The sequence below is a fragment of the Salinimicrobium oceani genome (genome assembly GCF_012037645.1).
Map to the genome: position 1 here is coordinate 1 of NZ_JAAVJR010001252.1, position 338 is coordinate 338.

Annotated in this window: 1 protein-coding gene; it reads left to right on the plus strand. The window is 42.0% G+C overall.

Annotation, left to right across the window (positions count from 1 at the left end):
* Positions 1-7 precede the first annotated feature (7 nt).
* A partial coding sequence (locus HC175_RS21705; protein WP_209310182.1) for an AAA family ATPase occupies positions 8-338 on the plus strand: 331 nt, incomplete at its 3' end.

Below are 338 nucleotides of genomic sequence, written 5' to 3' on the forward strand. Positions count from 1 at the left end.
GGGAGGGTTGCAGTTTTCAAAAAAATTAATTGATCGTTTCGTTGCTTCACTGGCAACCAAACCTTTTGTAATCCTAACCGGTCTTTCAGGTTCAGGAAAAACTAAACTCGCTCAGACTTTTGCTACATGGATTTGCGAAAAAGAGAATCAGTTCTGCATCGTTCCTGTGGGGGCCGATTGGACCAACAGAGAGCCGTTGCTGGGATATTCTAACGCCATAGATCAGAAGGAATATGTAAAGCCGGAGAACGGAATTCTGGACCTATTAATAAAAGGTAAAGAAGACCCCTATAAACCTTATTTCATTATCCTGGACGAAATGAACCTAAGCCATGTAG